The 18,987-nt window shown below is 64.7% G+C and carries 13 protein-coding genes; 8 read left to right on the forward strand and 5 right to left on the reverse strand.

What is annotated here, in order from left to right:
- Positions 1-189: 189 nt before the first annotated feature.
- Positions 190-2,568: a vWA domain-containing protein gene (locus tag IPV69_RS25580; protein WP_206292566.1), complete on the reverse strand. Its 2,379-nt coding sequence runs from the start codon at positions 2,566-2,568 to the stop codon at positions 190-192.
- Positions 2,569-2,757: 189 nt separating this feature from the next.
- Here IPV69_RS25580 and IPV69_RS25585 point away from each other — a divergent pair, with 189 nt between their 5' ends.
- The 4 genes from IPV69_RS25585 to IPV69_RS25600 all read left to right on the forward strand — a co-directional run bounded on the left by IPV69_RS25585 (position 2,758) and on the right by IPV69_RS25600 (position 8,131).
- Positions 2,758-3,642 carry an exonuclease domain-containing protein gene (locus tag IPV69_RS25585; protein ID WP_206292567.1) on the forward strand — a complete coding sequence of 295 codons (885 nt, stop codon included), beginning with the start codon at positions 2,758-2,760 and terminating at the stop codon, positions 3,640-3,642.
- 83 nt (positions 3,643-3,725) lie between these two features.
- A complete protein-coding gene (gene queF, locus IPV69_RS25590) occupies positions 3,726-4,139 on the forward strand; it encodes a preQ(1) synthase (RefSeq protein WP_206292568.1) in 414 nt (137 codons plus the stop codon).
- Positions 4,140-4,479: 340 nt separating this feature from the next.
- Positions 4,480-5,535 carry a signal peptide peptidase SppA gene (sppA, locus tag IPV69_RS25595; RefSeq protein WP_206292569.1) on the forward strand — a complete coding sequence of 352 codons (1,056 nt, stop codon included), beginning with the start codon at positions 4,480-4,482 and terminating at the stop codon, positions 5,533-5,535.
- An 82-nt stretch (positions 5,536-5,617) separates the two neighbouring features.
- The gene (locus IPV69_RS25600; protein ID WP_241180038.1) at positions 5,618-8,131 is read left to right on the forward strand and encodes a DUF4159 domain-containing protein; all 2,514 of its coding nucleotides are present in this window, start codon (positions 5,618-5,620) and stop codon (positions 8,129-8,131) included.
- A gap of 480 nt (positions 8,132-8,611) precedes the next feature.
- Here the strand turns inward: IPV69_RS25600 and IPV69_RS25605 are convergent, their stop codons facing one another.
- Complete coding sequence (locus tag IPV69_RS25605) at positions 8,612-9,472, reverse strand: HAD family hydrolase (RefSeq protein WP_206292571.1); 861 nt, start codon at positions 9,470-9,472, stop codon at positions 8,612-8,614.
- A gap of 322 nt (positions 9,473-9,794) precedes the next feature.
- On the opposite strand from IPV69_RS25605, the gene IPV69_RS25610 reads away from it, so the two are divergent.
- Together IPV69_RS25610 and mgtE are read left to right on the forward strand one after the other, a co-directional pair.
- Positions 9,795-10,787 carry a sugar phosphate isomerase/epimerase family protein gene (locus IPV69_RS25610; protein WP_206292572.1) on the forward strand — a complete coding sequence of 331 codons (993 nt, stop codon included), beginning with the start codon at positions 9,795-9,797 and terminating at the stop codon, positions 10,785-10,787.
- 92 nt (positions 10,788-10,879) lie between these two features.
- Positions 10,880-12,262, forward strand: coding sequence for a magnesium transporter (gene mgtE, locus IPV69_RS25615; RefSeq protein WP_206292573.1), 1,383 nt, complete (start codon positions 10,880-10,882; stop codon positions 12,260-12,262).
- Between the two features lie 6 nt (positions 12,263-12,268).
- Here mgtE and IPV69_RS25620 read toward each other — a convergent pair whose 3' ends face one another.
- A complete protein-coding gene (locus tag IPV69_RS25620) occupies positions 12,269-14,557 on the reverse strand; it encodes a cation:proton antiporter domain-containing protein (protein ID WP_206292574.1) in 2,289 nt (762 codons plus the stop codon).
- Positions 14,558-14,626: 69 nt separating this feature from the next.
- Complete coding sequence (locus IPV69_RS25625; protein WP_206292575.1) at positions 14,627-15,310, reverse strand: hypothetical protein; 684 nt, start codon at positions 15,308-15,310, stop codon at positions 14,627-14,629.
- 165 nt (positions 15,311-15,475) lie between these two features.
- On the opposite strand from IPV69_RS25625, the gene IPV69_RS25630 reads away from it, so the two are divergent.
- Together IPV69_RS25630 and IPV69_RS25635 are read left to right on the forward strand one after the other, a co-directional pair.
- Entirely contained in the window at positions 15,476-16,015 is a 540-nt protein-coding gene (locus IPV69_RS25630; RefSeq protein WP_206292576.1) for an NUDIX hydrolase, read from the forward strand.
- Between the two features lie 90 nt (positions 16,016-16,105).
- The gene (locus tag IPV69_RS25635) at positions 16,106-17,011 is read left to right on the forward strand and encodes a rhomboid family protein (protein ID WP_206292577.1); all 906 of its coding nucleotides are present in this window, start codon (positions 16,106-16,108) and stop codon (positions 17,009-17,011) included.
- Between the two features lie 220 nt (positions 17,012-17,231).
- Here the strand turns inward: IPV69_RS25635 and IPV69_RS25640 are convergent, their stop codons facing one another.
- Entirely contained in the window at positions 17,232-18,902 is a 1,671-nt protein-coding gene (locus tag IPV69_RS25640; protein ID WP_206292578.1) for a hypothetical protein, read from the reverse strand.
- Between the last annotated feature and the right edge of the window lie 85 nt (positions 18,903-18,987).

Below are 18,987 nucleotides of genomic sequence, written 5' to 3' on the forward strand. Positions count from 1 at the left end.
CTCTTCGTGTCCTTCGTGTCTTCGTGCCCTTCGTGTTGAAATCGAACTTCGAGCGGCATCCTACGGACGTTGTCGAAATCGTTGCCGGCGGCGAATCGCACCCAAAGAACACAAAGGTGCCAAAACGCTGTGCTACACCCGCATCACGTCGGCAGCGGCAAATTCTGCATTGGCCCGACGTCCCTGACTTCACGCCCACCGCCACCAGAGCAGCGCCAGCACCAGCATCACCGCGGCCAGGCCCGCGAGCAGGGGCGCGATCGATGTGACACGCAGCGGCCATTTGAAGTCGATCGGCGTGGCCTGATCGGGCTCTATGACCGCGCCGCCGAAACGGTCCACCAGCCGGTTCAGGCTGTCGCGATCGATGCCGACTTCGTCGAACTCCCGCGCGTAACGGCCGGCGACGGCGAAGCGATCGACGGCGGCATCGCCGTTCAGGATCGTCGCAATCGTGGGCCGAGCCGGCGCGTCGATCTCGACTTCGTATCGGCCGGGGGCGGTTTGCGGAATGGATACCGGTCTGGCAGATGCCCGCGCGCTGTCGCCGGCTGTGACGGGCGCGGCACCCTCGGCAGAGAACGTCAGCTTCAACGACAACCCATTCAGATATCGCTTCGCGCTGTCGGCTTGCGCGTCGATCGCGTCGATACGCACGCGCAACCGGCCGCCGGGCGTGACGGTGACGGCGATCCTCGGATCGCGCGGCGCGGCGGCGACGAGGTTCGCTAGTGCCGCGCGCTCGGTGTCGTTGGCGACGAATCCGGCCGCCGCCGCCTTCCCTTCGCCGACCTGCCAGATCGCCGCCGCAGGTGTCGGTTCGGCTGACGCCACGGCGAGCGGGTCCGTAATCGAACCCAGCAGCGTCGCCTGCGGCTTAAGCCACGTTCGGTTCGAGGGTGCCACCCGTCTGCCTGTGAGCGTGGCGAGTCGGTCGCTGTAACGGACGTCGACGGGACTCGTCGCCAGGTGCTTTTCCCCGGCGGATTTCAGCAGGTCGGCCGCGGCGTCGGCCCAGCGGCTGGCGTCGGTCTGCTGCACGATCGATCCGCCGGTCTGCTCGACCACTTGCCGGAGGTCCGCCAGTCCCTTGCCGTCGCCAACGGCGAGCACATGGAGCTTCACCTTCCGAGACTTCAGCAGTGCGACCAGTTCAGCGACATTGCCCACCTCGGCGTCGGCGTCGCTCAGCAGCAGCAGTTGACCGGGCATCGCCGGGTCGTGTCGACGGGCGGCGGCTTCGATCGCGGGACGCAGGTTGGTCGGTCCGCCGGGCGAGATGCCCGACGGCGGGAGCGACAGCGTTGCGACTTCTTTAGCCGGCCGGGCGGTCATCCACCAGGTGACGTCGGCGGCGAAATGGCCGAGGGTCGTCGGGTCTTGCGGCGGCAGCGAAGGCAGCAGACGGACCAGCGCCGCCGTCGCGAGTTGCCAGCGGGTGCGCGTGCCGTCGCCGGTGTTCATGGAGCCGCTGCCGTCGGTGAGCAGGATCCATTCGGTCGTCGGCCGGGGCGGGACGGAGGCCAGCGGCGACAGCGATTCGATCGCCGTTCCGACGTACCCGCCGGCGGCAAAGGATCGGTCGCCGCCGACGATCAGCAGGCCGCCGCCCAGATCGCGTACGAACTGCGTCAGCCGTTCCTGAGCGACGGCGGAGATCGCGGCGGCGGGGAGGTTATCGAGAACGATGGTGGAGGCGGACAGATAAGCGGAGGCATCGACCGGCAGGTCGGCCGGCGCGACGAGCCGGTAGCCGGCGGGAGCGGCGGATGACGAGCTGACGAACCACCGGTCACGCCGCTGCGGCGGGGGAGGAATGATGGACAGCGCATCGTTCTCCGGCCAGAGATCGCCGGGCGAAAGCCGGGCCGCGGCGGGTGCGACGCCTTCGTCGACTGAACCGTTTGCGGTGCTCGCGATCGGTCGTCGCAACACGACCCTGCCCGGCGTCAGTGCGATCGGCGGCGGGTTCGTCGCCCCCGCGACCCATGACATCGACCGAGCCGCATCGACGGCGACCGTCGCGACCGCATCGCCGCCGTCGATCGTCAGTGTCGCCACCCGCCCGTCGGTCGCCTTGGCGAGTGTCGCGTCGATCACGGCGTACGTCGGCGGGGCCGACGGCGGCGGGTCGAACCGGCCGTCGGAGAAGAGCAGGACCGCGTCGGCGGCAGGGGGTTCGTAACGCGTGAACGGCACCGGCAGCTCCGCCCAAGTCGAGCCGTCGTCGATCACGGCCGCGCCGTCGCCGAAGCGATAGATCCGGAAGGGGATCGTGCCGAGCAGTTCCTTCGCCCGCTTTTCGACGGTGGCGCGGTCGCGGAAGCCGGCAGAGCGCGTGCTCGGCGACAGATCGACCATGACGGCGACTTCGCCCGCGGCCGGCCGACGCCAGTTCGGCATGCCGGCCGACAAGACCACCAGTGCGAGCCCGAGCGTCGCCAGCACGAGCGAAGCTTTCGGTAGCGCCAGTCGTCGTCGCCAGGCGATCGCGACCGTGGTCGCCGCGATGATGAGCGCGATGAGCATCGGCCATGGCGTGTCGAAGGTGAGACGGGATTCGTTCATGAGGCGGCTGACGATGTTCTACCAGAGTGGGTCGAATGTGGAATGTTGCGACTGACGCCGGTGTCTGAGCGTACTCGCGAAGACCCGGATTCTTCACACGATCGCATTCGTTGTGACTCAACAATCGACGATCGACATTCGACAATCCACGATCCCCCTCTCGTGCTATCATCCTCCCGCACGGACGCCATGCCCATCTCCCTGATCCAATCCCTTCGTGACACGCCGCTGGCGTTTGTGGACGTCGAGACGACCGGCGCGTCGGCCGACTTCGGTCATCGGGTCATTGAGCTGGGCATTGCGCGGGTGGAAGGGGGCGTCGTCACAAAGACGTACGCCCAACTGATCGATCCGCTTCGCCATGTCGGTGCGGGGATTACTGCCCTGACAGGCATCACCCAGCAGATGGTCGACGGCCAGCCGACGTTTGCCCAACAATTGCCGGCGGCGATGGAACTGCTGCGTGGGGCGGCGGTCATCGGGCACAACGTGCGGTTCGACCTCGGCTTTCTCCATCGCGAGTTCCGCCGGGCAGGTGCGGATATGGTCGGCGAGCTCGGGCGGGTGCCGGTGTTTGATACGGTGCGCATCGCGCGGAAGCTGTTCGGCCGGGGCGGGAACGGCCTGCAACGGCTCGCCTGGCGGCTGGGTGTCGAGCCGACCGCCGCCCACCGGGCCTTGGCCGATGCCATCACCACCGCAGGCGTGTTCGAACGAATGCTGACGCCGCTGGGTGGATGGAACCTGGCGTTGGTGGACGTCATGCAACGCCAAGGCGGCCCGATGGGCCTGCTGCCGGCCAATGCCATGGAATCGCTCCTGCCATTGGAGCTGGAAGAGGCGCTCGACCAGAAGACGTCCGTCGTCATGGAATATCTGGATACCGACGACCGGCGGACCGAACGGGTGATTCGGCCCGAGCGACTGCGCAAATCGAGGCAGGAACTGGTTCTGGTCGCGTTCTGTGAACTTCGGCAGGCTTTACGGACTTTCAAGGTCGAGCGGATCGTTCGATTGAAGCGGATCGATGCGACGGCGACATTTCCGGGGCAGCAGGGCGTGCTGTTCGAGTGACCCGGGGCGATGGGGATTGATGGGGAACGGGTGGGGGAATCAGCGAGCCAATCGGCCGATTGTCGTCTACAATGACGATCCCTATGCCCGATTCCCCGACCCATCTCGGCCACAAGTCTGTTCTGAGCGAAGCGCAGATTGCCGACCCCAAAACGATCCTGGACGCCTTCCCCAACCCGTTTCCCGACCGGGATTACCAGATCGAGTTCGTGTTTCCGGAGTTCACGAGCGTTTGTCCCGTGACAGGACAGCCCGATTTTGCCACGATCACACTCCAATACGTCCCCGACCAGCGGTGCGTCGAAATGAAGAGCCTTAAGCTCTACTACTACGCCTTCCGCAACAAGGGGATGTTCTATGAGAGCGTGACCAACACGATCCGCGATGAGCTCGTGGCGTTGCTCAAGCCCCGGCGGCTGAAGGTGATCGGGGCGTTTAACGCCCGTGGCGGCACGGTCGGAACGATTACGGTCGATTACGTCGGCTCGGTCCGATAACCCGGAAAGTTTTCGCGATCTTCGGTCTAAGGGTCGATCCTAGTCGGCGTGATAAGGTCGGCAGTCCGTGCGCGCACGCCGGGCGGCGGCCTTTTAACTGGCGGTGCCCGGACACCTGGTTGATATGATACCCAGTCCGCCACAAGGTCAGGGACCGATCGACCCGCAAGGGGCGTTCGTGCCGCCGCCGACCCCCAATGAGGCGGCACAGGGTCAAGCGTCTTTGGGTCAGGCTTCGACTTCAGTATCCGCCGCACACATGAGCCAACCGATGGGACATCCCGGACAACCACCCTCCATGCCCGGCGGCGCGGGGTGCGGTCCGACTGGTTATGGTCCGATGGGTTACGGCCCAACCGGCGGGTGGCCGATGATGCCGTTTTACCCGCCGCCGCCCCCCAAACCGCGCGGCATCGGCAGGCTGCTCTTCACGCTGATGCTCGGTTTGCTCCTTGTGGGATCGTTCCTGCTGAATCTGGTCCTGATGGCCGGCGGCGGTTCCGGTAGTGACGAGCCGACGGCCGTCTCGCAGGTCATCCGCAAGGGTGACGACAAGCAACGCGTTGCCGTCATCGAAGTGGCCGGCCCGATCGACGGCAACACCTCGGCGAGGTTCGCCCGGCTGATCGACCATGTCGAACGGGAACAGCACGTTCAGGCCCTCGTGATCGAGATCGATTCGCCCGGCGGAACGGTCACCGCATCAGACGAGATTTACGAACGCATCCTCCGCTACAAGGCCGGCCGCAAATCCGCCGGCAAGCCGGCCGGCGTGGTCATCTCCATGCGCTCGATGGCGACCAGCGGCGGGTACTACGTCGCCTGCGCCGGCGACTACATTTTCGCAGAGCAGACCACGCTCACCGGCAACATCGGCGTGCTGATGAGCCGGTTCAACTTCAGCGAACTGATGCAGAAGCACGGCGTCGCCGAATCGACGATCGTCTCGACCGGGGCCGACTTCAAAAACATCGGCTCCCCCTTCTCGCCGGAAACCGAAGAGGGTAAGGCGTATCTCAAGGGCATCGTGGACGACGCGTTCAACCGCTTCAAGCAGGTGGTGACCGCCGGCCGTGGGGCCAGCATCTCCGGCAAGGACATCTTTAACGGCAAGGTCTTCACCGCGAGCGAGGCGGTGCGAGACGGGCTGGTCGACAAGCTCGGCTATCCCGACGACGCCTACACCTACGCGGCGACGAAGGTCGCCTCGCTCAGCAATCCGAAGGTCATGCGGTATCGCGAGCCGTCTCCGGGATTGCTGGGGATGCTGGTCGGCGGGACGTCCGCCAATAGCACCGCGGCGCCGCCGCCCTCGGCACAGTCGTTTGATCTGTCGTCGCTCGCCCGCCCCGAAACGCTGGACGCCTGGCGGACGGCGCGGTTGATGTATCGGTAAAGGTTCGCGCAAAGATCGCTTCAGTGGTCAGAGGTTCAGCCGTATCGACCTCGGATTCCAAGGAAACATGAGGTCCTCCGTGATGATTCAAGCCCTGCGTCGCTCCCTGCTGCTTGCGGTGACGGCTGCGTTCTGCGCCGTGACTCCGATGCGCCCGGCCACCGCGGCCACCAACGCCGAGGTCGACGCCGCAATCAAGAAGGCCAAGGCGTACATCTACAGCCAGCAGAAGGGGGACAACTGGGAACTGGTCGCCGCGATGCCGCCGGCCGACAAGCGGCCGCAGTACCGCGTCGAAGGCTGGCAGTGGGGCGGCGTGACGGGGACGGCGATCTACGGCCTGCTCGCGTCCGGCGAAAGCACGCAGGACCCCAAGATCAAGGCGTCGCTCGAATGGCTCAAGAAGGCCGACATCCACGGCCACTACGCCGCCGCGATGCGGGCCCAGGCCTGGCCATTCATCAAGGACGAGCGCGAAGCCGCCCAGGCCAGCCGCGCCGATTTCAAGATCTTCCTCAACGGCCTGATCGGCGACAAGAAGCCTATGGGCGAGCGCGGCAGCCCGTTCGGGTTCTACGGCTACTACACCGACGAAAAGGGAAAGATCCAGCCCAACTGGTATGACCGCAGCGTCAGCCAGTTGTGCGTGCTGGGCATGTGGGCCTGCGAGCAGGCCGGTCAGGAAATCCCCAGCGAATACTGGCGCGTCGTCGATGCCGCCTGGAAGGGCGCGCAGCGTCCCGACGGCGGCTGGAACTACCAGGACAACCGCGAAGGCGGCAGCACCGGCACCATGACCGCCGCCGGCATCGCCACGCTTTTCATCACCCAGGACTTCATCCTGCAAGCCGATGGCTCGCAATGGTCAACCTGTCGTGGCGGCCAGCGAAACCCCTGGATCGACAAGGGGCTCGACTGGATGGACAAGAACGCCCCCAAGCTCCTCCAGAGCGCGCCGCACTACCACTACCAGCTCTACGGCATCGAACGCATCGGCGTCGCAAGCGGGCGCAAGTATTTCGGCACCACCGACTGGTACAAGGTCGGCGCTGACAAGCTCGTCGAGATGCAGAACAAGGACGGCTCCTGGGGCAAGGACGACGCCGGCCATAACCCCAAGAAGATTCCCGACACCGTCTTCTCCATCCTGTTCCTGGTCCGCGGCCGTGCGCCGGTCATCATGAACAAGCTGGAGTACACCAGCGTCCCCGACCCGGCCAGCAAGATTCCGGCGATGCCCGACCCCTGGAACCAGCGCCCGCGCGATGCGGCCAACTTCGCCCACTGGTCGGGCAAGCAGATCGAGCAGTACCTCAACTGGCAGGTGGTCAACCTCAAGGTCCCCGCCCACGAACTGCACGATGCACCGATCCTCTACATCGCCGGCAGCCTGCCGCTGAAGTTCAAAGAGGACGAGATCAAGAAATTGCGCGAGTTCGTCGAAGGCGGCGGCCTGATCCTCGGCAATGCCGACTGCGCCAACGCCAACTTCACCAAGTCGTTTATCGATCTTGGCGGGGAACTGTTCCCCAAATACGAGTTCCGCGAACTGCCCAAGACACACCCGATCTACACCGAAGAGCAGTTCCGCCCGACCAAATGGAAGGTGCAGCCCAAGGTCATGGGACTGACCAACGGCGTGCGCGAACTGATGGTGCTGATCCCCGACGCCGACATCGCCCGGTTCTGGCAGACCCGTTCGGAAAAGACCAAGAACGAGTGCTACGAGCTGATGCAGAACATCTTCCTCTACTCGATCGACAAGTCGGGTCTTTACAGCCGCGACAGCTCGTACATCGTGCTGAAGGACGGCAAGATCAAGCCGGAGAAGTCGATGGAAGTCGCCCGGGTCATCGTCGGCGACAACCCCAATCCCGAGCCGGGCGCATGGCGGCGGATGTCGGCGATCATGCACAACCAGGCGAAGCTCGACCTGAAGCTCGAAACCGTCAAGCTCGGCGAAGGCAAGCTCGGCCCGCAGAAGGTCGCGCACCTGACGGGGACCGCCAAGTTCACCCTCAACGAAAAGCAGCGGGCGGAGCTCAAGTCGTATGTCGAGAAAGGCGGCACCCTGCTGATCGACGCGGCCGGCGGGTCGAATGACTTCGCGACCGCCGCCGAAACCGAACTGGCGGCGATGTTCGGCGGGGAGGTCGGTTCGTTCGGCACGATCCTGCCGCCGGACCATCCGGTGTACACGCCGGGCAATTCGAAGATCGCTCAGTTCACGTACCGCGCGTTCGTCCGTGGCAAGGTGGCGGGCTCGCTCAATGCGCCGCGGATTCGAGCCCACGTGATCCAGGGCCGACCCGCGGTCCTCTACAGCCGCGAAGACCTGACCGCCGGCATGATCGGCAACGAGGTGGACGGCATCATCGGCTATTCGCCGGCGACGGCGACGCAGATCGTCAAGCAGGTTCTGACGTACGTGGCCTACAAGGGCGGCGGCGCACCCGTCGCCGCCACATCGGCCGACACCAAGGCCCCCGCGGCGCCCGCCGCCAAACCCCGGCCAAGAAGCCCGACCCCAAGGCCCCGGCCAAGCCGGCGGCGAAGAAGTAGGCGGTTCGTCTCGCAGTTGCGTGGATTCGGGTAAGCCATCAGTAGTAAAAAAAACCGGCCGGTGTGCTTCGTGCACACCGGCCGGTTTCACACCGCGCGTCCTTACGCTTCTTCCATGATTCCGTCAGCCGCCCGCGTCCTTGTCGGCTGCTCCCGAACCGCCCGTCGCCGCGTAGGAGCCGAAAACGGTTTTCGGCGGCGAGCGGTAGTTGAGACGGCTTCCTGCCGGGTCCGGCCCTCCCTTGCCGCGACCCACCCGATCTGCCCGTGCCCACACACCTCGATCCATCGCTACACGGGCGCCAGCGATGGCGGACGATCTTTCGTTTGGTCGTGGGGTGGTCGAACGAGAAGATGTCGGGGTGGTCGGGTGGATGGGTGTTGCAGTGGCGTTCTGGTTTTCGACGTCGGACCGCAGTCTCGCATCGAACACCGGAACCCGACCACAACACCCGTCCACTCTTCCACCCCCACAACTTCTGCGCCTACCACCCCACACCGCTTCAACACCTCTTCACGCCGGTTCCACCAGGTGCAGATCCACGAGTTCCTCCAGGAACTCGGCGAGCCCTTCCTCCGTGTTGGGCTTGATCACTTTCTTCGCCGCCGCCATTGCCTCGGGGCGGGCGTTTCCCATCGCCACGCCGAGGCCGGCGTTCTGCAGCATCGGGACGTCGTTCATGTCGTCGCCGATCGCGATGATTTCTTCCGGCAGAATGCCGTGGCGTCGTGCCACGTGCAGGATGCCTTCCCACTTGTTCACCGCCGGGTCGAAGACTTCCAGCACTTCGACGTCGTACGCCGGCACGAACAGGCTGTGGCAGATGATCCGTTCGCCGAACTGCTCCAGCAGTTTTTCGCGGACCCGCCGGCTTTCGGTCCGCTGCGCCACGATGCCCACGCGGACCGTATGGTCGTGCGGGTATTCGCTGAGCCGCGGGAAGCGGTGAATCCGCGCGGCGGTGACGCGCATCCAGTGCGCCGTCGCCGGGTCCATCGCGGTGTCGCCGCCGCTGACGACGTAATCCACGCCGGCCGTCGCCGTATCCTGAAGCGCCAGCACCGCGTGACCTTCGGACTCGATCGTGAGACAGAGCGATCGGGCGAGGTCGCCGTCCATGAGGGTGCGGTGCAGGGTGACATCCTTGCCGGTGTCGATCACCATCGCGCCGCCGACGAACACGGCGGTGCCGTAGTGTTCGACGGCTTCGATGACGGTTCGACTCTCGGTCCAGTTCCGCCCGGTGGCGAAACAGACCAGGTAGCCGGCCGCGAGCACCTTATGAACCGCCGACTTGGCGCGGGGCGTAACCTCGCCCTTAGGCGATAGCAGCGTTCCGTCCAAATCGATCGCGATCATCCGGTAGCGGGGCATCCGTTCCTGACATCTGTTCGGACCCGGCGAAGAAGTGAATCCATTCACGGCGTGCGACGCCACGCGTCATGCGTGTGCGGGGAAGGTATCGCAAGATAGGAGAATTGGGCAATCTTTTTTCGCGCAATCGACGGGATATCCACAATGGGTGGTGTGACGAAACCTTAACCTGTCCAAAAGGTGGGGTCGCTACGCCACGGTCGATCGATCGGCATCCGCGGCCATCATCGCCAGTCGGTGGGAGAATGCTTAACTTACGGTCGTCATACCCTGACGAGCGTCGTCGCGTCGGATGAAGCGTGAGTGTCTAAAAGGCCTGCCAATGACCCCTCGAACAACGAATGTCGAAATTTCCCGCCGCCGGCTGCTCCGCTGCGCCATGATCGCACCCGTCGCCGCTGCGGCGGGTTGGCCGGCGCTGTCGGCCGGCGCGCTGGAACCGATCCGGCGGATGGGCGGCCCGCGCCTGATCCCGGCGCTCAACGCCTACTCTTTTCTCGAACGCCTGAACGCCAACGCCCAGGATCCGGCGACGGGCATCGATCTGTTCGGCGTCTGCGATTTCGCGGCGAAGCTGAACCTCGGTGCGGTCGATCTGACCGGCTACTTCTTCCCCGGCTATCCGAAAGCGCCGCCGGACGAGTATGTCTTCCGGCTGAAGCGGCACGTGCACGCGCTGGGAATGACCGTCAGCGGCACCGGCGTAAGGAACGATTTCACCGCCGCCGACAAAGCGGTGCGTGCGGCGGGCGTGCAGATCATCAAGGAATGGGTCGAAGTCGCGGCGAAACTGGGTGCCCCAACGCTCCGCGTTTTTGCCGACTCGCAATCCCCCTTCAAGACCTGGCAGGAGGCCGCCGGCAACGCCGACCGCGACGCTGTCGAAGCCTGGATGGCCGACGACCTGAGACAGTGCGCCGAACATGCCAGCCGGTTCGGTGTGATCATCGCGGTGCAGAATCATGGCGACTTCATCCGCACTGGCGCTGAGCACCTGAGCCTGCTGAAACGGGTGGATCACGACTGGTGCAGGGCGCTGGTCGACACCGGCAAGTTTCTGAGCGACGACCCCTACGCCGACATCGCGATGATGGTTCCGCACGCGGTGAACTGGCAGATCAAGGAAACCCTGCGCAGCCGCACCGACTCGCCGGCGACGGATTACACGAAGCTGGTCGATGTGATCCGCAAAGGCGGCTATCGGGGCTATGTTCCGATTGAAACCCTGTCGATGCGTCGGAAGGACTACGACCCGGTCGTAGAAGTGACTAAATCGGTGGCCGAATTGCGAAAGGCGATTGCCGCCGCCGAGTAGCGGCCGGATGCTACGATCGTACGCAGACGTAGCGTGCGGGCCCGGTCGGTTGTTTCGTTCGGCCACGCTCCAATCGCGCTCCTGGACACACGATGATCGGAACCCTCCTTCAGACCGACCTGGAAGAAATCATCCGTCGCAAGGACTGGGTCGAGCTGAGGGCGGCGCTTTCGGAACTCGATCCGCCGGACATCGCAGAGATCATCGTCGACCTTCCGCAGGAGGACGAAGGGGTGATCTTCCGCGTATTGCCGCGGGAGGTCGCGTCGGCGGCGTTTTCGTACCTTCCGCTGGAAAACCAGGAGGAGCTCGTCAGATCGCTCTCGGGTGAGCAAACCCAGGCGCTGGTCGCGGAGATGACGCCGGACGACCGGGCACGGTTGCTCGAAGAACTGCCCGCGCCGGTGTGCCGCAGGCTGCTGGAATCGTTGACGCCCGACGAACTGAAGGCGACCCGGGATCTTCTGGGGTACCCGCCGGGGACTGCCGGGCGGTACATGACACCGGAGTACGTCGCCCTTCCGGAAGACGTGACCGCCCGTCATGCGCTGCAACTGGTCAAGAAGACCGGTCGAGGCAAGGAGACGCTCAACGTTCTCTACATTGTCGACGGCAACGGCAAGCTGATCGAAGACGTCAGGCTCGGGTCGCTGGTGCTGGCCGATGATGAAGTGAAGGTTTCGGACATTGAGGACCGGCCGCTGGTTTCGATTCCCGCGATGGCGACCGGGGAAGAGGTGGTCGCCGCGTTCGAGAAGTACGACCGCGTGGCGTTGCCCGTAGTGGACGGTGACGGCCGGATGCTGGGCATCATTACCGTGGATGACGTCCTCGACTTCGCCGAGAAAAAGGCGACCGCCGAGATGCAGAAGCTCGGCGGCTCGGAGGCCCTGGACGGCGCTTACTTTGAGGTCGGCTTCTGGCAGATGATTAAGAAGCGGGGCGGCTGGCTGGCGGCGCTGTTCCTCGGCGAGACCCTGACCGCGACCGCCATGGGCAAGTACGAGCACGCGATCGAAAAGGCGGCTGTCCTGGCGCTGTTCGTCCCGCTGATCATCAGCAGTGGCGGCAACAGCGGATCGCAGGCGACCTCGATCCTGATTCGGTCGCTGGCGCTGCAGGACGTGAAACTGCGCGACTGGTGGCGGGTGTTCGGTCGAGAACTGGGAACCAGTTGCACCCTCGGCGTCATCCTGGGCGCGATCGGCTTCTTCCGGATTTGCCTCTGGCACTGGATGGGATGGCAGGACTACGAAGGCCACGCCTACCTGATGGCGACCACCGTCTGGGTGAGCCTTGTCGGCGTGGTGATGTTCGGGTCGCTGGTTGGCAGCATGCTGCCGTTCCTGCTCCGGCGGTTGGGCTTCGATCCGGCAACCGCGTCGGCACCGTTCGTGGCGACACTGGTTGATGTCACCGGGCTCATCATCTATTTCACGGTCGCGTCCATGATTCTGCGGGGCACGCTGCTTTGATTCGAACTATGACGCGTTGGCCGGTGCTGCTACGTCCGGGACCCGTGTCTCAGGCCTGAGGGTGACGGGACTGGCTTTCTTCACCAGCAGCATGGAGCACCGCGCCTCGGCCGCGAGGCGTTCGGGACGCAGGCCGAACCGTTGCGATTCCAGTCCCCATTCCTCGCCGACGCCGACGATCAGCAGGTCGAAATGCGTGGATTCGGCGACGACGGCGGCGATGGGGTCGGCGTCGCGGATGACGCGGAACTCGACCGCCGTACTGGCGTGAGAGTCGCCGAAGACTCGCCGCATTGCCTCGGCGGCGCCGGCCGCAGCGCTCTCGGACTCTTTCGCCCGGGTGGCATCGTCCGGAGGGACGACGTGCAGCACCGTGACGGAACATCCCGCCGCCCGCCCCAATCTCGACGCCAGTTCCAACGCCAGCCGGTCGTGCGGACCGCGCAGGTAGGGCACCATCACCCGGCTGATATTGCGGAAACCGCGGTCCAGCAGGATCGCGACGTCGGTCGGCGTTTGCGTGAGCACGCGGTGCACCGTCCCGCCGAGTACCGTGCGGTCGACCAACGCACGGTGCGAACCCATCAGCACCAGGTCGGCGCCGCGCTCGGCGGCGGTGCGGGCGATGTCGTCGGCGACATCCCGGCTGACGAACGCGATGGATTCGACCGGAATCCCGTGCCGATCGGCGAACTCCAGCAGCGGCTGAAGCGACGCTTCCGACTGCGCCTTGGGTGCCAATGGCGCACCAGGACCGGCCTCTTTGAACGCCCCACGGTAGCCGTCAAGTTCCACCGGCCGGCGCAGGTGCAACGCGAAGATCTTGCGGTCGCCGACGTGCGGCAGTCCGAGTCGGTCGCGGCGTTCGACGGCGTCGGGCGCAGGGTCGGCCGGGGCGGCGACGGCGGCGGTGAACCAATCGGCCAGTTGCAGCAGGGGGCCGCCGGAACGCGGATCGGCGACGGGAATCAGCACCGCCGGCACCGACGACTTCTTTCCCTTGGCCGCCAGCTCCTGAAGTTCGTCTTCGTACAGACGACGCGGGTAGATGTAGTGCAGCACCGGCGAGGTCATCGCGGTGGTCGCCAGCGCCATCAGGACCATCATCGCGAAGACGGCGGGGGTGATGACGCCCAGCTCGCGGCCGATGTTGAGGATGACCAGTTCCATCAGGCCGCGGGTGTTCATCAGGATGCCGACCGCGCCGGCCTCCCGCCAGGAGAACCCGCAGAGTCGCCCGGCCAGCGCCGAACCGCCAAACTTCCCGAGACACGCCACCAGGATGATCAGCCCGGTGTAGCCCCAGAGCTCGACGGTGTTCAGCAGGCCGATCTGGGTCTTCAGGCCGGTGTAGGCAAAGAAAATGGGCAGCAGCAGGACGACGATGAAGTCTTCCAGTTTTTCGGTCAGTGTGTGAACGAACTGCGTTCCCTTGGGCATGATCGCGCCGACCATGAACGCGCCGAACAGGGCGTGAATGCCGATCTTTTCGGTCATCCACGCGCTGATCAGGACCAGGCCGAGCACCAATGCGACCGCGCCGCCGCTGAGCTTGCCCTGGCGGTCGTGTACGGCCTGCAGGCGGCGAAGGAACGGCCGCACGATGTAGAACATGCCCAGGACATAGACCGTCGCCAGGCCGGCGGTGACCAGCGCGGGCATCAGCCCTTCGGCCCGGGCGACGCCCACCACGAATGCCAGCATGCACCAGGCGGTGACATCGTCTACGGCGGCGCACGTAATCGCGACCGCGCCGACGCGCGTCTTGTGCATCTTGCGTTCGGTCAGGATGCGGGCCAGCACGGGGAACGCCGTGATGCTCATCGCCGCGCCCATGAACAGCGCCACCGGCGTGAAGCGCATCGCCTCGGTGTGGTTGAACAGCAGCGGATACAGGAACAGCGTCAGCGAGGTGCCGAGCAAGAACGGCACCACGATGCTGGCATGGCTGATGACGACGGCTGCATGACCCTTGTTGCGCAGCAGCTTGGGGTCGAGTTCCAGCCCGACCAGGAACAGGAACAGGATCACGCCGAGCTGACTGAGAATGCCCAGGAAGGGAATAATCGACGTCGGAAAGAGCGCGTGGCCGACATGAAACGACCAGAGCCCCGATCGGACAGCCTCTTCGGAGAGCCAGCCTAGAAGGCTCGGTCCGAGCATGATGCCGGCGACCATTTCGCCGACGACCTGCGGCTGGCGGAAGCGCACGAAGAGCATTCCCATGAGCCGACTGGCACCGAGGATGACCGCCATCGCGATCAGCAGACGGGGAAGAATGTGTTCAATCGCCATAAGGAAACTAAGCGTGTTGCGTGACGGAGCGGTGATTCCAGATCGAGGTCTCTTGTGTTGCCGAACTGGCTACGGGACGGGTGCCGTCTTCGCCGGCTTCATGGCTGCCGGTACTGGGCGAACGACCGAATCAGCAGGTGCCGCGACGGCCGGGGCGGGAACGGCGGTCGCAACTTTCGAGGTGTTCTCTTTGCCGAGTGCGACCATCGGAACGGTTGGCGACGGCGTCAACTCGGCGGTTGCGTTGCCCGACTCCGTCGATTTCGGGGCGGCCGCCGCGGCGGCGCGAGGTGACGCCGGAAGACTGGGCGCGACGGCCGGAGCTTTTTCCGTCTCCAACGGCGCGCGATAGGCAACGAAGCGGGCCCGCTCCGGACCCTTGAGCGTAAAGACGCCGATCAGCTTGCCGTTTTCCTCTCGAACCGTGCCGCTCATGTGCCAGAGGCTGTCTTTGAGTTCGACGGGCAAAGGATTGCCGCCGATCGCACCCTCCGGAAGCTGCTGGGCCCGCAGGTCGAGTTGGCGGCCGTTGTCGAACCGTACCCGAAGGAACCGGCCCGACTGGTCGATGTGAAACCCCTTGCCCAGGCGTTCGGGGCCGTCGGCTTCGGGCCCGAGCGGGCCGGAGTCGAAGGTCCATTCGCCACCCAGGTCGGCGGCGGCGTCGAGCCGTGAGCCCAGGCGCATGACCGCCCAGAGGCCGCCGGCGGCGACGACAAGCATGACCACGTAGATAAGACTCTGGTGTTTCATACAAATGCCGGGCGTGATCGAAAACAAACTCGATCCGGCCCGGCGAAATCACAATACTCGCTTGGCCGTGCCAGCGGGAACGACTAACTTGCTGGAAACCGAGATATAATGCTCCGCAGGCCCAAGCCGTCGCCCCGCTCCGGCCCGCCCAGAGGATTCAAGCCAATGTCCGACCATCTGATCGAAAAGCAGGTCCTCTACGAGGGCCGTAAGATTCGCCTCGAGATCCACCACTTGGAGCAATCCCGCACCGGCAAAAGGCTGCTCAAGGAAGTGGTCGTCCACCCCGGCGCGGTGGTGATTTTAGGCTTTCTCGACGATGGCAGGTTGTTGCTGATCGGCAATCGCCGCTACAGCATCGGTCAGACGCTGATCGAGGTTCCGGCTGGGACGCTGGAGAAGGGCGAAGACCCGATGAACTGCGCCGGCCGCGAACTGCTGGAAGAAACCGGCTACCTCGCCGGCCGGCTGAAGCGGATCGCGAGCTTCTTTGCCTCGCCCGGAATTCTGACCGAGAAGATGCACCTGTTCGCCGCGTACGATCTGACGTTCCAGGGCCAGGCGCTGGAAGCCGGCGAAGAGATTGAAGTGATCCCGACGACGCTGGCCGATGCGATTGAGCTGATCCGCACCGGGCAGATCGAGGACAGCAAGACGATCGCGGCAGTGCTGATGTACGAGCGGTTTCACGCTCGCGCAGGATGAGTCGTGACGCCGGCATGGTCGCTGGAGCGACCCTGGTGTCGGGCCGACGTTTTCGACGGGTAGACTCAACGAGCGAAGGATCATTCAACCATGGGATGGGAAGACCGAGCCTACCACCGCGAAGACCGCAACGGAGGCATTCCGCCGGTACAGTTTCGCTTTCCTCCCATCACGCGGCTGTCGGGCACGTTAATTGTCCTGAACCTCGTGATCTTTATTGTCCAGGCATCGTGGGATCGGTATCTCATGACCTACTGGGGCGGGCTTACGTTCTTTGAAGGGTGGGCGTTCACGCAGCCGTGGCGCTGGATCACCTATCAGTACCTGCATTCGAGTGCGTCGCACGTCTTTTTCAACATGCTCGCACTCTTCTTCTTTCTTCCCGCCCTCGAACAGGTCTGGGGTTGGCGGAAGGCACTCGGGTTTTACACGCTGGGCGGGATAGCAGCCGGAATCGCGTTCGGCCTGCTGTGCCTGGCGACCGGCGGACGCGCGCCGCTCATTGGTGCCAGCGGAAGCGTGTTTGCGGCGATGGGCGCGGTCGCACTGCTCATGCCCGAACGCCAGCTCATCCTCCTGGTGTTCCCTGTACCCATCCGGATGGCGGTCGCGCTGTTCGCGGCATTCTTCCTTCTGGCATCGCTTGCCGATCGGGACTTCAGCAGCGCAGCGCACCTCGGCGGCCTGGCGTTCGGCTTTTTTGCCCCGTGGTTGATCGCCCCGAAAGTCTCCGGATTGCTCGATCGCGTAGGGTTTGCCACACCCGACCCGTCCTCAGCGCCAAGGGGTCCTGGCATCCGGGCGCGCAGGAAGATGGAGCGCGAGGCAGAGGCCGAAGCCGAGGAACAGAAGCGCGTGGACGAAATCCTCGCCAAGGTCTCCTCCAGCGGTATGAACAGCCTGAGCCGGTCGGAGCGCAGCTTCCTGAAGAAGGCGACCGAGAACCAGCGAAAGCGTGATGCGGCGAAGGTCGCAGCGCGGAAGCGCGGGCTGTAGTAGAACTCAAGCTCTGGTGGGGCAGGCATTCTTGCCTGTCTCGGGCGGAAGTACTCACCCGTCCGAACCTGCTCTCAGATTCCAAAATGCCTGCGCCCCGGCGTACCGGGTCCGGGGCAGACAAGAATGTCTGCCCCACTTCCAGACCTACAACGCAAAAGACGGGCACGCGTCGCCGCATGCCCGTCTTGCCCTGTCAATCTTATCTCGGAGACATCACTTACTTCGCGCCCGCCAGTTCGACGCCTTCCGGCAGGTCCGATTCCGGTTCCATTGCCGGGGCATGCCCGTGACCGTGCGCTTCCTCGGCTGCCGGTGCGGTGACGTGCCCGAACTTCGCACACAGCAGCAGGACAGCGGCGACCATCAGGTAGGCGACCGCGACGGTCATCGATTTGCCGTGGGCGATGCCGATCTTGTCGCCGTGCATGAAGCCGAAGAAGGTCATCACGCCGCCGGCGATCGCGAACGCCGCAGCGTTCTTGAGTTTGCGATCGATGATGAACGCGGCGATTGCGCCGAAGATCAACCCGCCGAGGATCGATCCGCCGCCGAGGATGTGCAGGCCTTCGAACAGCAGGCCTTCCCGGGCGATATTGCCGGTGAGTGTCGCCAGTTCGTCGGCCGACATGATGCCGACGATGACACCCGTCGCCGCCAGCGCCTGCGTGATGATCGTGTAGCCCCAGTGCGCGATGTGCGGCACGAGTGACAGCACGACGGCCGGTGCGTGGGCCTTGGGCGTTTCCTGGAACGCCTGCGACCCGATGAGCATCGCGATGTAGAGCAGGATCGGATAGATCGCGACGGTCGGAATCAAAGCCAGCAGCACCGGCAGGATGCCGAGGGTCACCATCACGATGACCATGACGCCCGTCGCCGCCGAATAACCGATACGACCGCCCATGGCCTTCCAGCCGGGGTGACCGATGTAGACGGCGTTGATGAACGGGTTGCCCATGCAGCAGCCGATCAGGCTGACGATGCCGTCGGCGGTCAGCACCTGGGTGGTGGGGAAGGGGTCGCCGGCGACTTCGGCGCTTTCGACATTGTCGAGCGCTTCGACGAGGTCATAGATTCCGAACGGGATCGCCGTGACCAGGATGATGCCGAGGAATTCGAACCCGCCGAAGACATGGTCGAACGCGGGGACCGGCAGGTGGAAGCCGAAGCCGGCGACCGAGTCGGTCAGGCCCTTGACGGTCAGTCCGCCGTAGTTGAGGCCGAACAGGTTCGAGCCCCATGCGATGACGGTGCCGACGGCGATCGCGACCAGGCCGGCGGGGATCTTGCCGTACTTCACGCCGCCGAACCAGCTCGCCAGGATGATCGCAAAGCAGGTGATGCCGATGACGGGGTTGAGGAACATTTCCAGCGCGGGCTTGAGCGCGATGAACGTGATCGACACGCCGGCGAGCGTGCCGAGCAGGGCGGCGCGCGGGGTGATCTTGCGGATGATCGGTGCGACGAAGCCGCCGATCATGAGCACGAAGCTCTGGATGAACACCCAGGTCAGGCCCGCTTCCCACCCCTTGACGCCGCCGTGCTTGGCCGAGATCGGCAGCATGATGACGAAGACCACGACGAACATGTGCGGCACGCTGATGCCGCTGGGCAATGCGCAGACATCGGTGCGGCCGGTCTTCTTTGCCAGTCGGTACGCCAGCCAGGCGTAGTAGACGGTGCTCAGGAACAGCATCAGCCCCGTCGCCGGCAGGATGCGGCCGAAGATGATGCTGTCATCGATTTTCAGCACGAACTTCAGCAGTGCGGTCAACGTCATCAGGTTGACCAGGATGTTCGTGCCGAAACCGAAGAAGGCGTTCCAGTCACCGGGAACCCAGAGCTTTGGGGAGCCGCCCAGCGGCTTGGCAAGCGTGGCGTCAGTCATGATCGATCTCCGAAAGTAAAGACTGGCGGTCCACCGGCGGTCGAGGGATCGCGAAACGGCAAAGCAAAGTTGAGCGGCGCGGGCG

Origin of the sequence: Humisphaera borealis (assembly GCF_015169395.1) — a bacterium.
GTDB classification, from domain to species: domain Bacteria; phylum Planctomycetota; class Phycisphaerae; order Tepidisphaerales; family Tepidisphaeraceae; genus Humisphaera; species Humisphaera borealis.

Coding starts and splice junctions, on each gene's coding strand:
- IPV69_RS25580 (WP_206292566.1), bottom strand. CDS start 2,568: ATGAACGAATCCCGTCTCACCTTCGACACGCCATGGCCGATGCTCATC.
- IPV69_RS25585 (WP_206292567.1), top strand. CDS start 2,758: ATGCCCATCTCCCTGATCCAATCCCTTCGTGACACGCCGCTGGCGTTT.
- queF (WP_206292568.1), top strand. CDS start 3,726: ATGCCCGATTCCCCGACCCATCTCGGCCACAAGTCTGTTCTGAGCGAA.
- sppA (WP_206292569.1), top strand. CDS start 4,480: ATGGGTTACGGCCCAACCGGCGGGTGGCCGATGATGCCGTTTTACCCG.
- IPV69_RS25600 (WP_241180038.1), top strand. CDS start 5,618: ATGATTCAAGCCCTGCGTCGCTCCCTGCTGCTTGCGGTGACGGCTGCG.
- IPV69_RS25605 (WP_206292571.1), bottom strand. CDS start 9,472: ATGCCCCGCTACCGGATGATCGCGATCGATTTGGACGGAACGCTGCTA.
- IPV69_RS25610 (WP_206292572.1), top strand. CDS start 9,795: ATGACCCCTCGAACAACGAATGTCGAAATTTCCCGCCGCCGGCTGCTC.
- mgtE (WP_206292573.1), top strand. CDS start 10,880: ATGATCGGAACCCTCCTTCAGACCGACCTGGAAGAAATCATCCGTCGC.
- IPV69_RS25620 (WP_206292574.1), bottom strand. CDS start 14,557: ATGGCGATTGAACACATTCTTCCCCGTCTGCTGATCGCGATGGCGGTC.
- IPV69_RS25625 (WP_206292575.1), bottom strand. CDS start 15,310: ATGAAACACCAGAGTCTTATCTACGTGGTCATGCTTGTCGTCGCCGCC.
- IPV69_RS25630 (WP_206292576.1), top strand. CDS start 15,476: ATGTCCGACCATCTGATCGAAAAGCAGGTCCTCTACGAGGGCCGTAAG.
- IPV69_RS25635 (WP_206292577.1), top strand. CDS start 16,106: ATGGGATGGGAAGACCGAGCCTACCACCGCGAAGACCGCAACGGAGGC.
- IPV69_RS25640 (WP_206292578.1), bottom strand. CDS start 18,902: ATGACTGACGCCACGCTTGCCAAGCCGCTGGGCGGCTCCCCAAAGCTC.